General features: G+C 33.4%; 13 protein-coding genes, 1 pseudogene and 1 other annotated feature. Of the genes and pseudogenes, 3 read left to right on the top strand and 11 right to left on the bottom strand.

What is annotated here, in order from left to right:
- Positions 1-29: 29 nt before the first annotated feature.
- Both HALSA_RS03755 and HALSA_RS03750 read right to left on the bottom strand, forming a co-directional pair.
- Positions 30-1211 carry an IS256 family transposase gene (locus tag HALSA_RS03755; RefSeq protein WP_013404695.1) on the bottom strand — a complete coding sequence of 394 codons (1182 nt, stop codon included), beginning with the start codon at positions 1209-1211 and terminating at the stop codon, positions 30-32.
- 387 nt (positions 1212-1598) lie between these two features.
- A pseudogene (locus HALSA_RS03750) lies at positions 1599-2980 on the bottom strand (RNA-guided endonuclease InsQ/TnpB family protein).
- 40 nt (positions 2981-3020) lie between these two features.
- Here HALSA_RS03750 and tnpA point away from each other — a divergent pair.
- Entirely contained in the window at positions 3021-3464 is a 444-nt protein-coding gene (gene tnpA, locus HALSA_RS03745; protein WP_420795045.1) for an IS200/IS605 family transposase, read from the top strand.
- Positions 3465-3609: 145 nt separating this feature from the next.
- Here tnpA and HALSA_RS03740 read toward each other — a convergent pair whose 3' ends face one another.
- The 3 genes from HALSA_RS03740 to HALSA_RS03735 form a co-directional block, all read right to left on the bottom strand.
- A complete protein-coding gene (locus HALSA_RS03740; RefSeq protein WP_013405282.1) occupies positions 3610-3861 on the bottom strand; it encodes a hypothetical protein in 252 nt (83 codons plus the stop codon).
- Between the two features lie 84 nt (positions 3862-3945).
- Positions 3946-4089: a hypothetical protein gene (locus HALSA_RS12785; protein ID WP_013405281.1), complete on the bottom strand. Its 144-nt coding sequence runs from the start codon at positions 4087-4089 to the stop codon at positions 3946-3948.
- 207 nt (positions 4090-4296) lie between these two features.
- Complete coding sequence (locus tag HALSA_RS03735; protein WP_013405280.1) at positions 4297-4659, bottom strand: ArsR/SmtB family transcription factor; 363 nt, start codon at positions 4657-4659, stop codon at positions 4297-4299.
- 547 nt (positions 4660-5206) lie between these two features.
- Between HALSA_RS03735 and HALSA_RS03730 the strand changes: the two genes are divergently transcribed.
- Entirely contained in the window at positions 5207-5875 is a 669-nt protein-coding gene (locus HALSA_RS03730; RefSeq protein ID WP_013405279.1) for a potassium channel family protein, read from the top strand.
- Positions 5876-5899: 24 nt separating this feature from the next.
- Positions 5900-7201, top strand: coding sequence for a chloride channel protein (locus tag HALSA_RS03725; protein WP_013405278.1), 1302 nt, complete (start codon positions 5900-5902; stop codon positions 7199-7201).
- Positions 7202-7285: 84 nt separating this feature from the next.
- Here HALSA_RS03725 and HALSA_RS03720 read toward each other — a convergent pair whose 3' ends face one another.
- The 6 genes from HALSA_RS03720 to HALSA_RS03695 form a co-directional block, all read right to left on the bottom strand.
- Positions 7286-8590, bottom strand: coding sequence for a M48 family metallopeptidase (locus tag HALSA_RS03720; protein ID WP_013405277.1), 1305 nt, complete (start codon positions 8588-8590; stop codon positions 7286-7288).
- Positions 8591-8782: 192 nt separating this feature from the next.
- Positions 8783-10177, bottom strand: coding sequence for an argininosuccinate lyase (gene argH / locus HALSA_RS03715; RefSeq protein WP_013405276.1), 1395 nt, complete (start codon positions 10175-10177; stop codon positions 8783-8785).
- A 16-nt stretch (positions 10178-10193) separates the two neighbouring features.
- On the bottom strand, positions 10194-11408 hold the full coding sequence (locus HALSA_RS03710) for an argininosuccinate synthase (protein WP_013405275.1): 1215 nt from the start codon (positions 11406-11408) through the stop codon (positions 10194-10196).
- A gap of 91 nt (positions 11409-11499) precedes the next feature.
- Positions 11500-11710, bottom strand: a binding site (T-box leader).
- Positions 11711-11774: 64 nt separating this feature from the next.
- Positions 11775-12719, bottom strand: a complete 945-nt coding sequence (locus HALSA_RS03705) for a carbohydrate kinase family protein (RefSeq protein WP_013405274.1) — start codon at positions 12717-12719, stop codon at positions 11775-11777.
- 81 nt (positions 12720-12800) lie between these two features.
- Positions 12801-13451: a DUF1028 domain-containing protein gene (locus HALSA_RS03700; RefSeq protein WP_013405273.1), complete on the bottom strand. Its 651-nt coding sequence runs from the start codon at positions 13449-13451 to the stop codon at positions 12801-12803.
- 23 nt (positions 13452-13474) lie between these two features.
- Positions 13475-14224: an MBL fold metallo-hydrolase gene (locus tag HALSA_RS03695; RefSeq protein ID WP_013405272.1), complete on the bottom strand. Its 750-nt coding sequence runs from the start codon at positions 14222-14224 to the stop codon at positions 13475-13477.
- Between the last annotated feature and the right edge of the window lie 50 nt (positions 14225-14274).

Raw genomic sequence — 14274 nt, 5'->3', positions numbered from 1 at the left:
GATAACGTCAAGAATCTTGTGTAAATAAATCAGTATCGTTCTTTAAATAGTTGATGGAGCTGATCTTTTGCAGCTAAAAATCCTCTCATCTTTCTATCAGACCATTTTGAGTTGTACTCAATAATCTTTAAATAAATTATTTTTTCAGCTGCTTGTACATTAGGCAAACTATTCATAGGCTTTAATCTTTTTTTGATTTCTTTATTGGCTCTTTCAATCCAGTTTGTTGTGTATATGGCTTTATGTATGCTTTCTGGATATTTATAAAATGTTAATAGTTCATCTTTATCTACGTACCAGCTTTGAGTAACTTTAGGATAGATTTTACTCCATTTAAAATCAAATTCTTCTAAAGCTTTTTCTGCAAACTCTCTGCTGGGAGATCTATAGATCTTTTTTAAATCTTTAACGATTTCATCAGTATCTTTTTTTCTAACTTTGACTATTGTATTACGCACTTTATGAACTATACAACGCTGCACATCCGCTTTAGGGAATACTTTTAGAAAAGAATCTTTAAGTCCTGGGAGTCCATCTATAACACCTAGTAGGACTTCCTGGACTCCGCGTTCTTTTAAATTACTTAGTACTTCTTCCCATAAAGCAGCAGATTCAGTTGCACCAATGTAGAAATCAAGTATTTCACGATAGCCGTCTTCATTGATACCAATGATAATATATACAGATTCATTTGCAACAGTATCTCGTCTGACTTTTATGCTCATGCCATCAATAAAAATAACGCTGTACCGTTTTTGAAGTGGTCTTTCTTTCCACTTTTTAACCTCTTCAAGAGCAACATTAGTTAGATTACTAATAGTAGTAGGGCTATATTTTTGTCCATACATCTGCTCTATCCAATCAGCTACATAGCGGGTGGAAAGGCCATTAGCATACATGTTTATTATAGCTTCTTCAAGCCAGTTATCATAGCGTTTATATGGTTGGAATAGTTCAGTTTGGAATTCACCATTTCTATCTCTAGGAACATTTAAGCCTTTAATACTGCCAAACTGAGTTAAGAAATCACGAAGATAAGATCCATTACGACTATTGCCAGAGTTTCTACCTGAGTATTCATGTTTTTCATAGTTTAGAAATTCAGTTAATTCAGCCTTGAGGAAATTCTCGAGAAAATTTTTGATGAGTTCAATGATTAAATCGTGAAATTCAACTTGACCATCACTGTTTTTTTCGGGTATACTGTTCATGAGGAGTCCTCCTTTGGGTTGAGTTTATTTCGCTAATAAATATTTCAACCATTCAAAGAAGGATTCCTCTTTTTTTATTGAAAAAAATCTATTTACACAACTTATTGTACACTACTAAAGACCTCCTTTAAAAAAAGAACTTTACTTAATATTTTTATCATTTTCATATATATTATTATAACATACTCTTAGTTAAAAAATAATAGTTAATTATTTACAATATGGCCTTTAATATTTTTAACTCAAACTTCACACGTGAACCTCTCCACCTAAATCAAAACCAAGATTTAGAGGGAGCTTCTAACTGCTTCATATAGATTAAAGTTCAACCTATATTACTAGGTCAGTTTACAAGATGTTTGGCTTTTAAGTTTTGCTCCTAATAGTTTAGGATACCCTTAATCTTGAAGGATTGTCCACAAATCCATTATCTCTCGCCTCTTTGATAGGTCTGAGAATACATTTATCGTTATGGTATTTACGAAGTATATTAAAACTACCATTCTGATCAGCATTAATTAATAGGCCCTCGTTAGTTTTAAAGAGACCTCTGGTAATTCTTCTGGATTTATCATAGTTACTTTTATTTATTTTTTCCAGATCTACTGAAGAGCGGCCAAATCGAATACGGTCATACTAAAGCTTTCCTTGCGTAATTAAAATTAAAAGCTTTAGTACATCCGGAAGTATAGCTTTCATCAATTTCAACAACTTTGATACCTTTTAGTTTAACTTTGTATTCAATTAATTTTTTTAATCTCTGGATCGGTATTTGGACAAAAGATTTAAGCTTGCTGCATTGTTTAATATTTTTTATATCTCCAATTACAATAGTTTCTACTTGATTTTCAATTGCTAAATCAACTATTTTGCAACTAGCTTTATGGAGATAATCTCTAATATAATTTCTTCTCTTTAATCTCAGATATTTTATTCGTTTAGTATCTCTAATTTTACTGGTAGCTAACTGCCTAATTCTAATGCTTTGTAGTCTGGCAATTTCTTTATTAAAATAAGAATTTTTGGATTTAATAGTTTTACCATTGATAATATAACAATCAGAATTATCTTTAAATGTTAGTACAGCTAAGTTATCAAGGCCTAAATCAACTGCCATTATGTTAGATTTCTTACTTTCTTTTGCCTCTTTAACTTTGTAGATAATTAAGAGATACCATTTTTTAGAGATATGATCTTGCTTTATCTTTATCTGCTGGACAGCATCTAAATCTATAATGCTTTGAACTGCTTCAGGCAGCTCAAAATTAAGAGGGCCAAATCGAATACGGTCATACTAAAGCTTTCCTTGCGTATTATAAATTAAAAGCTTTAGTGACCTTCACATTATATTTAGATTGTATCTTTTTAGATAAGGATAAGAGTAATTTGTTATCTTTAATTCTAACAGCTAAATTGGTAAAAATTATTTCACAGGGATTACTGTTCATATGTTTAAAATTAGGTGACCCTGGCTGCCCCTTATATTTTTGAGGATTCTTTTTATAATCTTTGAGAGAATAAAAAAAACTTTTCCAGTCCTGAGCTAACTGCTTTAATGCCTGTTGTCTGTTATGGGAGTGAAGGTAGTCATTATGCCAGTTATTTTTATATCTAGTTTCTAATTCAGTATAGACAGCTTTTACATCTTTATTATTTTTAATCTGATAATTGACTGTATTATATAATTTAGAGCAATGCCAGGCTAATTCATTAATTATTACTAATTGCTTATGGCTTAATTTAGGCTTGAATTTAAATGATAATCGCATTGACTTTTCACCTCCATCCTACTATAATTATATCATACATATGTTTGCTTGTAAAAGAAAAAATGGAGGTTTGATTTTTATGGATAGAGACTTAAATAACAATTATCATTCTGTTTATAGTCTACAATATCATTTAGTTGTAATTACAAAATACAGACATGAATGTATTACTTTTGAAATGCTTGAAGAATTAGAAAAAATATTCACCAGATTACTCAAGGACAAAGTTTGTAATGTTCTAGAGTTTGGAGGAGAAAAAGATCATGTGCATATCCTCTTTGAAACTCCACCTCAGGTACAATTATCTAAGTTAGTTAATATATTAAAAACAGTATCTTCAAGACTTATCAAAAAGCAATATGAACACCATCTGAAAAAATATTATTGGAAACCTGCTTTTTGGTCTAGAAGCTACTGCATTTTGTCTACTGGTGGTGCTACTATTGAGACAATTAAAAAGTATATTGAAAATCAGAATAAATAGCCAATTCATCTCCACCCAATGCATAGCTTGGATGGAGTTTTCTTGGCAGTTTTAGATAAAACAACTATTTTGCAAGTGTGAAGTTTGAGTTAATTAACAGGTGTTATTAAAAATATAATTCTATTTAAATACAATATTTTTTCTCTTAATTTTCACTTTCATTCAATCTGCGGCGAAGATATTCCAGATCCTGTTCAAGTTCCTGTACTTTTTTTTGAAGTTCTATTTCTTTGTTTGTATCCTCATAGTAATTTTTTTTTGGAGCTTTTTCTCGATAAGGCTTTTCGTGATTATTCCAGGGTGGTTGAAAAGATGGTCCTTTTTTATTGAAAAAGAACATATAGATGAAAAACCCAAAAAACATAAATGGAAATAACCAGGCAAAACAAAATGGCATATTTTTCACCTCCTAGTGAAAATTCAGACGATCTTTCTCTGCAATATAAAAGACCGACCGAAAACAACTGGCAGAATATCGCTTTTAGTCTCTCTGCTTTTCTTCCTCTCCAGATATCATCTCTTCTGTCATCTTTTGACAGAGATCCATAGCCTGTTCGCACATTTCTCTGCGTTTTTCCATTATTTCTTGTGCCTGTTCAGAATTTTTTAGGTTCATAAACATCATATTTTTCACCCCCTTTTTATTAATAATTACTTATATAAGCATTTACTTATATAGTGATTAAAATTTTTTCCCTCAAATTTAACTATAAGTTTTTGCTTATATAAGTAGTTGTTTATATTTATCTTAATTATAAATTAACATAAAATATTATATTTGTCAAGCTACAAAAGAAAAATATTTAAAATAAGTCTAATCATATAGATCTCTCTAGCTAAAATCCTTAAAGAATTTACAATTCCTCCAGGGAGGCCATTTAAAATCGAAATCTTCTTCCTGTGAAGAGTAATTTTCCAGATGCTTGCTCAGTTTAAGAAGATCATCCACTAATTCTTTATCTATTATATAATTGTAGGCAAAGGTTTTCTTTCTTTCTGTACCTACCAAGCCTCTCTCCCTAAGGGTTTTTAGATGAAATGAAACCAGGGGTTGTGAAAGTCCTGTTACCTTAACAATTTCCTTGACCGATCTTGGGGCTTCATGCAGGGCAAATAAAATCTGCAATCTGCTTTTTTCTCCAAGTATACTAAGGAATTCTGCAAATGCATCGATAAATTTATCGTCTTGAACCATTACAAACTCTCCTTCCATAAATAAATTCAGGAAGATTTATATTTGAATATAAATCTTTACTTATATAATAGCAGTAATTTTAGAAACTGTCAAGTGAACCTCTCCACCTAAATCAAAACCAAGATTTGCATCAAAAGAGATACTAGCTTCGCGTCGGATGGAGCTTCTAACTGCTTCATATAGATTAAAGTTCAACCTATATTACTAGGTCAGTTTACAAGATGTTTGGCTTTTAAGTTTTGCTCCTAATAGTTTAGGATACCCTTAATCTTGAAGGATTGGCCACAAATCCATTATCTCTCACCTCTTTGAAACTCCACCCAATGCATAGCTTGGATGGAGTGGAATTTAATATTTACAATGAACCATATATTAGAATTTGATTAATTCGAATTATTTTGGTTGACTTAGTAAAAAAACAAATATATAATTAATTTCGATTTCATTTAAGGGTTAATTTAATAAACACAAAAAGGTTTTGATATATATTATTAAAATTACTATAATTGAGGTAAATATAACATAATTTAAAGAGGGAGTGTTTTTTATGAAAATAATTATAGCTGGTGGCGATAAAACTGGACAAAATTTAATTAAATTGTTTTCTGAAAAAGATCGTTTTAAAATCACATTAATTGAAACAGATGCTAAAAGGTGTGAATGGATTTCTGAGGGTTACCCTGATGTTAATATTGTCTGGGGAGATGCGACTTATCCCAATGTATTAAAATCTGCTGAAGTAGAGAAAGCAGATGTTTTTATTGCTGTTATTGGAGATGATAAATCTAACATTTTGGCAGCCAAGGCAGCTAAAAAGATGGGAATCGACAATATTATGGTTAAAGTAACAGCATCTGAGTATAGAGAACTTGCAGAATTGATGGATTTTGATCATGTGATGGACCCGGCCGAGGCAGTTTCAGCAGAGATTATAACCAGGCTGCAGGGAGTAGATTTTGTTAATTTGATTCAGGATCTCCACTTAGATATAGAGTTTAATAAGATTAAAGTTCAGGATTTAGAAGGAGCTGAGGGAAAAGAATTATGTGATTTCCCTAGCCTTTTTGATGATATTGCTTATCCAATATTTTTGATTCGCGATAACAAGTATTTTATGCCAAATGAGGTGGATTACTTAAAAATATCTGATACAGTTGTTTATATTATTAAAAAGAAACAAAAGAAAAAAACTAGCGGAATTTTAGGATTAAGATAATAAATAAAAAGGCAGGTCGAATTTATGAATTTAAAAATTGATAAGATTAAAAAGGATACAAAAGAGTCACTTCAATATATTATAAAGTGGACTTTGATTGCAGTTTTAGTTGGTCTAATAGTTGGGCTTGCTGCTGTAGTATTTACAGGTGCCCTTAATTTTGGGATTGCTTTGTTAGCCGGGTTATCTGATACCTCGTGGGTTTATATTATGCCAGTCTTTGGACTATTTATGAGTGGCTGGTTAACATCGACTTTTGCCCCGGAAGCAGCCGGTCATGGTACAGACGCAATTATAAAATCTTATAATGAAAACTGGGGTAGAATTAATTTTATTGTTGTACCAATTAAATTAATTGCTTCAGTTTTTACGATTGCTTTTGGCGGCTCTGCAGGTAGAGAGGGGCCTACAGTTCAGATGGGTGGTGGTCTTGGTTATATGATCGGAAAAAAATTAAAATTGAGTCTGACAGATACTAGAAAGATCGTTATCTGTGGTATGGCAGCTTCTTTTGGTTCAATTTTCACGTCACCTTTAGCCGGGGGGATTTTTGGAGCTGAAGTTTTATATCGGGATGATGTAGAATATAATATGCTCTTTCCAAGTCTGGTATCAAGTATTACTGCTTTTTTCTTATTTTCAATTGTTATGGGGCAGGAAAGCTTGTTTAAATTCCCGATCCCTTCAGAATACTCTTTTGTTCCAGAAAGAGATATTCTGTTATTTGTCGGTATAGGAGTTATAGTAGGACTTATAAGCCTTGTATATATTAAATCATTATATGGTTATGAAGAATTAAATGAACATATTGAATTACCGACTTATGTTCAGACTGCAATAGGTGGAGCATTGACTGGCCTTATGGCTATTTTTGCTACTCCATTGATTTTAGGTACAGGTATTTCTCTGGTGGAACAGATATCTGTTCAGGGAGGATTTTCTCTTGGCCTGTTAATTATGTTACTGATTGGTAAGATATTGGCCACATCATTTACTATTGGTTCTGGAGGTAGTGGTGGAGTTGTAGCCCCCAGTTTAACAATTGGTGCTATAACTGGAGCAATTATAGCTAGAGTGATTAATTTTGACTTTCCTCTTGCTATCATAACTGCAAGTGCTGCCGGTGTGCTTGGGAGTGCAGCCCATATTCCTTTGACAACTTCAATTATGATCGCTGAGATGTTTGGAATTGAGTTAATAATTCCAGGAACTATAGTCTGCTTTGCAGGAGCCTGGATTGCCAGGAGCGATACTTTATATAGAGAATCATATGTTAGTCGTTTTGAGATGGCAAAAGTATTACACCATTTTGGTAATGAAAAATAATTTGATAGTTAGCCCTGCCTATAAATTAGCGCAAAGAGAGCTTTGCTGGAAACAGCGAGGCTCTCTTTGCATATTAACAAACAATTATTGAAATTTTAAAGTATTTATTAAATAATTAAGCACTTTAATAATTTGTTCATAATCTTTTGTTGCAAAAGAAAAATTTAAATTAAGAACTTTTTTTGTCTCAGCAATCCCAATAAAATATTCTATTGTTATTTTTTCATCTTTTTCTTTTTGAAGCCTGTATACCTCTTTTTCGGCTGTTTTTTGAATGGCTCTATTAACTCTATAACCTTCTGAATCAGCCATTATTAAGGCATAATCAAAATTCCTTTCCGCTGTTGCCATAAAGTCTCTGCTGCTGAAGTCAAAAAAGGTTAATTCTCCCTCAATATTATCTGCTATAAGATTATATTTGAAAATCTCCTCATTATTTACAGACTCAACTTTATTCAACTGCCATTCTGCAGGATATCTAAAACTAACTATATCAGCATTAAAAGTATTTCTCATTTGAAATTTCTCCTTATCTGACTGCTCTGTTTGACTTTCTGAAGGTGTTTCTTCTTTTATTTCATTTTTTACTTTTATGCTTTCTGGACCCTGCTTTTCAGCTATATATTGACTTATATATTCAATTCTACTGTCAGGTATTGGGTGAGTCTGGGTGAATTCCAGCAGTTTAATATTATGAGACCTTTCTTTAAAAATTTTCATCAGCTCAATTAAACCCTGCGGATCATAATCAGCTCTTAGCATCAGATCAACAGCAAATATATCTGCCTCTTTTTCCTGCTGTCTGGAATAACCATTATTAATTAAATTATAGGCTACATTTGTCATGGTTTGATATTCCCGGTCAGTAAACCTGTTAAATAAAATGCTCATTAAAGAAAGACTTAAATTTCTCTTTAAATTACTATCTAAATGTCCTTCAACACCATGACCGATCTCATGCGCAATTAAAGCAGCCAGCTGATCATCAGTTTCTAATAGTTTTAGCAAACCATCAAATAAAATAATCCTGCCATCACCAATATAATAGGCATTGATAAGTTCATCATCAACATGATATATTTTAAAGTCTGCCTCTCTAAATTTTCTTTTGTCAATATTTTGCTTAAGTCTTTTTAAAATTTGATATTCCTTATCATCTTCTCCATATTCACGCATATCATGCTGTCTATTTAAATCCTTTAACAATGCTTCCGAAGTTGATCTTTCATAACTGGAAAAAGCCGCCTCAACCTGCTGACTCAAAAGAAAAGAAGTACTTAAAAATATGAACAATGTGATTAGGACTAAAATACTCTTAAATAACTTTGACTTTAAAGATCCCTTATAAACATTATTAACTTTTTTTAAAGATAAGTTTTTTGCAGCCATTTTTATTCCTCCTGCTCATCAAATTGAGCTTAAATTTGAAATGTCGGCTCGGCTAAATTTTCCAGAATAATTTAAGAACTTTTTCAGCTTCTAAGTATATTTTAATGCTTTTTAGCTAAAATTAAAACCCCCAATTAGAAATATATTTAAATCTAATGGGGGTAAATTAATATCTATATTGATTTTTAATAATTAATCATCAAAAAAACTTCTTTCTTCAGCAATAACCCGCTTTGTTTCTTTAAAAGCAGGTCCACCTTTTGTTGCATGAGAATTGACAGCAGCTTCTACAGCTAAGATCTCTTTTAACTTCTTCTGGTCAACTTCTATAATTCCAGAAAATAATGACTGCCAGTCTTCTAAATTTAATTGTTCTAATTCTTTATCTTTTTCAGCTGCAAATAATACCGCCTTCCCAACTATCTGGTGAGCTTTACGGAAAGGTATACCTTCTGCGGCCAGATAATCGGCCAGTTCAGTAGCATTGAGAAAACCTGTTTCTGCAGCTTTTTTCATTTTTTCTTTATTTACCTTCATGGTTTTAAGCATTTCAGGATATAATTCTAAAATCAGCTTAACTGTTGCCACACTATCAAAAAGTCCTTCTTTATCTTCCTGTAAATCCTTGTTATAGGCTAAAGGAAGACCTTTAATCGTAATCATCAATTGATTTAAGCTGCCGATTACTCTACCGCTTTTGCCTCTGACTAACTCGGCCAGGTCAGGATTCTTTTTTTGAGGCATAATAGAACTGCCTGTTGTATATTGATCAGCTAACTCTATAAAAGAAAATTCTGCTGCATTCCAGAGAATAATTTCTTCACTTAACCTGCTTAAATGTAACATTAGATTAGAAGCTACAGCCAAAAACTCAAGCACAAAATCTCTATCACTGACCCCATCTAAAGAGTTTTCACAGGCTCTAGCAAACCCTAGTTCTTTAGCTGTAAATTCACGATCAAGCTTAAAAGAGCTACCTGCCAGTGCTCCAGAACCAAGTGGGGACACATTAATTCTTTTTTCAGCATCCTCAAACCGCTCATAATCACGTTTTAATTTAAAGTAATAGGCCAGAAGGTGGTGACCAAAGGTTAAAGCCTGGGCCCTCTGCAAATGAGTATAACCGGGCATAACAGTTTCTGTATGTTCACCGGCAAGTTCAAGCAATACTTTCATAAAAGCTTTGATCAAAGCTTTGATATCAGCAGTCTGATCACGCAGATAAAGCCTCATATCAAGAGCTACCTGGTCATTTCTACTTCTACCTGTATGCAGTTTTCCAGCAACAGCTCCGATTTTTTCTGTTAATCTCATCTCAACCAGACTGTGAATATCTTCCGCCTGGCTTAAATCTAATTTGTCTTTTTCTAATTCCTCTAATAATTCAGCTTTTAGTTCTTTAAGGCCTAAGATTATCTTTTCAGCTTCAGATTCGGAAATAATTCCTTCTCTACCCAGCATTTTAACATGGGCCAGACTGCCCTCGATATCATATTCCAAAAGATTTATATCAAAGGGCAGTGAAGCATTAAATCTATCCATCTTTTCAGAAATTCCGCCTTCAAAGCGGCCTCCCCATAATTTCATTTTATTCACCCTTTAATTATTTTCTATTTTTTTCATTTGCAACCTGAACAGGTAATGCCCAGAGGTTGATAAAGCCAGCTGCTGATTCATGATCAAAAACATCACTTTCATCATAAGTGGCAAGCCCGTGGTCATATAAGGAGTAATCTGATTTTCTTCCAGCCAGAGTACAGTTACCTTTATAAAGTTTAACCTTAACTGTTCCACTTACATAGCTTTGAGTTTTATCTACAAAAGCATCTAAGGCATCTCTCAGCGGTGAAAACCAGAGACCATAATAGCATAGTTCTGCATATTTAGCGGCCATTTCTGCTTTATAGTTTTTGCTCTCCCTATCTAAGGTAAGAGATTCTAAGGCTTTGTGAGCTGTGATTAGAATTTCACCTGCAGGAGCTTCATAGATCTCCCTTGACTTAATTCCAACCAGCCTATCTTCTACCATATCAATCCTGCCAACTCCATATTCAGAACCAGCTTCATTCAACTTGTTTACTATTTGGATTGGAGATAATTTTTCTCCATCAACTGCAGTTGGAACTCCTTTTTCAAATTCGATTTCAATATATTTAGGCTCTTCAGGAGTATCATCTACATCCTTTGTCCAGAGATAGGCATCAGAAGGTGGTTCAGCCCAGGGATCTTCTAAAATACCGCATTCTATGCTGACTCCCCAGAGATTTTGATCAATACTGTAAGGACTATCTTTGGTAGCTTTAACATCAATATTGTTTTCTGCTGCATACTCTATTTCGTCATCTCTAGAGGTAAAACCCCAGTCTCTAAGTGGTGCTAAAATTGCAAGTTCAGGTGCAAGTGCTTTAAAGGTAACCTCAAATCTTACCTGGTCATTACCTTTACCTGTACAGCCGTGAGCAAGTGCATCTACATTTTCTTTTTTAGCAACCTCGACCATTCTTTTAGCAATTAAAGGTCTGGCTAAGGCTGTGGCAAGGGGATATTTTTCCTGATATAAGGCATTTACCTTTAAAGCCGGGTAAACATAATCAGTAATAAATTCTTCTCTGATATCATCGATATATGCTTTAGAAGCCCCTGTTTTAAGTGCCTTTGCTTCAACTTCATCCCAGTCCTGTTTTTGACCTAAATCAGCAGTATAGGTTATGATTTCTGCATCATATTTATCCTGCAGCCATTTAATAGCTACTGAGGTATCTAAACCACCAGAATAGGCCAATAAAATTTTGTTGATCTTGTCTTTTTCAATCTTCATTTTAATATCTTCCTCCTCAATTTTGATTACTAGCTTTTTAAAACTTTTAATAATTCCAGCCAGATAAAATTTAAAAAACCCGCCTCCAATTAATAGAGACAGGTTAATTCCGTGGTACCACTCTGCTTGATAAATAAAATTTATCCACTTTAAGTTAATTTAACGCAGTTCTACGTTTTTCCCTACTTATTTCAAGAAAAATCCTCACAGATGCGTTCAGAAAAAACCTCTACTCGAGCTCACACCATCCTCGATTCGCTGACTTTTATTTTTTTCCTACTATTTCTAGTCACAGGATTTATTATTGTTTATTTTTAAGTATTATATAGTATTTTTTTAATTTTTGCAAGTGATTAAAAATATTTCTTAAATTTCTAAAGCCTCTAATTCTTTTAAAGTAGGTAAAGCTGCCATAGCTCCACTGGCAGAAGCAGTAAGTGATCCGGAATAATTGGCCAGTTTAAGAGTTTTTTCTAAATAAGAATGTTCCATTTCTGAAATATCTTTTTCTGACTTTAATATCTTATATAAAACAGCAGAAACAAAAGCATCTCCCGCTCCAGTAGTATCAACAGCATCTATCTGAAAAGCCGGACTAAAGAAAAGTTCATTTTCATAATGATAATATGAACCCTCACTGCCACAGCTGATAAAAATCAGGGGAATTTGATATTTTCTATAAATCTCTGCTGTGCCTTCACTTATATCTTTTTTGCCTGTTAAAAACTCTAATTCTTCTTCTGAAACTTTTAAAATATCTATACTCTCCATAACTGATAAGATCATTTCTTTTGCTTCAGCAAGAGAATCCCAGAGCATTTCTCTTAAATTTGGATCATATGAGACCAGCATTTCATTTTTATGGGCCAGCTCTATAGCCTTTTTAGTAGCAGATCTAGCAGGCTCATCGATCAATGATATAGAACCAAAATGAAAAATTTCAGCCTCATTAAACAATTCTCTATCTATTTCCTCTTTCCTTAAAAAACGATCTGCACTCGGATCAATGTAGAAATCAAAACTGCGGTCTCCATCTTCTTTTAGAGTAACAAAAGTTATGGCGGTTTTGGCTTCATCAGTTAAAAGCATATTATCTATGTTAACGGCTTCTGATTTTAACTTATTTACTAAAAATCTACCCAGAACATCGTCTCCAACCTTACCGATAAAACTGACATCTACTCCCAGTCTACTTAAAGCTACAGCTACATTTGTTGGAGCACCACCTGGATTTTTGCGGAAATCTCTATTTCCTTTATCAAGTGGGGTAAAGTCTATTAAAGCTTCCCCTAAGGTAATAATATCGGTCATTTTAATCCTCCTTCATTAAAATAATAATCTCTAAATTATTAATCAGTTAGTTTTCTTTAGAAGAATTTTTAAATTTAATATTTAATTATCCCTTTGCTCATAAAAAAGCTTTAATAAACGAGAAAGTTCTTCAATTGGTTGAGGATGATCATCTACTCTCAGATCAATATAGCGGTCATCAAAACCACCAATCCCTCCACCCTCTTTTACAACAAAAAGGGCTGCTGCCTGTCTGCCTCTTTTATCTCCTCCGGCAAATTGACCTGCTCTTAAACTTTTAACAAGCCGCTCTGCTAAAGCTCCTCTGCTATTTTCAAAACTATCTGCCATAGCCTGCAGGGTTTTTTCATTCACTAAGACATTTCCCTGCACCGAATAATTTTTCCCAGTTATTTCTCCTGCCCAGTCCGAACACTCTGAACCGGTATAAGCTGCTGTTCTACCCTTAGCATCTATTACTGCAAATTGCCTGTAATCGATCCCCGGATCAGAAGCTTTCAGAATTTCAATAACCTCCTCAGGGCTCTTCCCTTTTTCAAGCAGATCAAGTGCTTTAGGCCCAAAAGAAGGATTTCCCCAGGCCTGAGTAGCTACTGCCCCAACTTTTGCTCTGGCCCAGGGAACCATTGAGCCAACTGCCAGAAACTTTGATTGTACAGCAACTCCATGTTCTTTGCTTTCTGGATCATAGGCGATTATGGAAAAAGTTGAGATTAAATTTCTCTGGACCATTTTTTACACCTCTTGAGATTATTTTAATAAATAATTTTTTCTCCACGAGAATTAATTTTTGCAATTTTGCTGTAATCGAGCCCTTCTTTCAGCATTTTTTCGGCAAAATTTGCTGTAACCTCAAAATTATTTGAAAAGTGAATAGGTACAAAAAGCTCCGGTTTTATTTCTTCAATAAAATATTGACCGGCAAGATAATAATTTTCTTCTAAACGAGGGTCAACAGGCACAAAGGCAATATCTATTTTTTCGCCTTTTAACTTATTAACCTCTCTTTTATAGTCCTGCTCTTCTTTTTTTTGTACTTTGGGGGTAAACTTTTTCCACTTCCACCAGTTTAGATCACCGGCATGGAATATATTTATATTATCACTCTTTACTAGAAAAGATACTCCCTTATCTGTGCTGCCAAGAGCCTTAACCTTAATTGCTTCTAATTCTAAGCTTTGATCTTTAGCTATTGTAAATAAGTTTTCTTTCTGTGCTAATTGATTAGTTAATGAAACCTGGTCTGCCAGTATATATTTGATATTTTCACAGTAATCTTCCCACTTAAAAATCACCTTATTATAGTGGTCATGATGGTCATGAGAAACAAAAACATAGGCCTTTTCTATTCTAGAAAAGCTCTCTTCTCTAATAACTCCTCGTTCTAAAGAACTACCTTTTTCTGATTTCATTGGCTGGTCATTATAGTAATCGAAGATAAAAAGCTTATTGTCAATTTTAACTGCTGTTCCACTGTGATAAAGATGATATACTTCTGCCTGCATAAAATTACCTCCTTTTTAAAAAACAAAAAGCCCCATTTTTAAAAACAGGG

This window comes from Halanaerobium hydrogeniformans, from assembly GCF_000166415.1.
GTDB classification, from domain to species: domain Bacteria; phylum Bacillota; class Halanaerobiia; order Halanaerobiales; family Halanaerobiaceae; genus Halanaerobium; species Halanaerobium hydrogeniformans.
The sequence above is the reverse complement of the archived record's forward strand: the minus strand, read 5'-3'. Positions and strand labels throughout refer to the sequence as shown.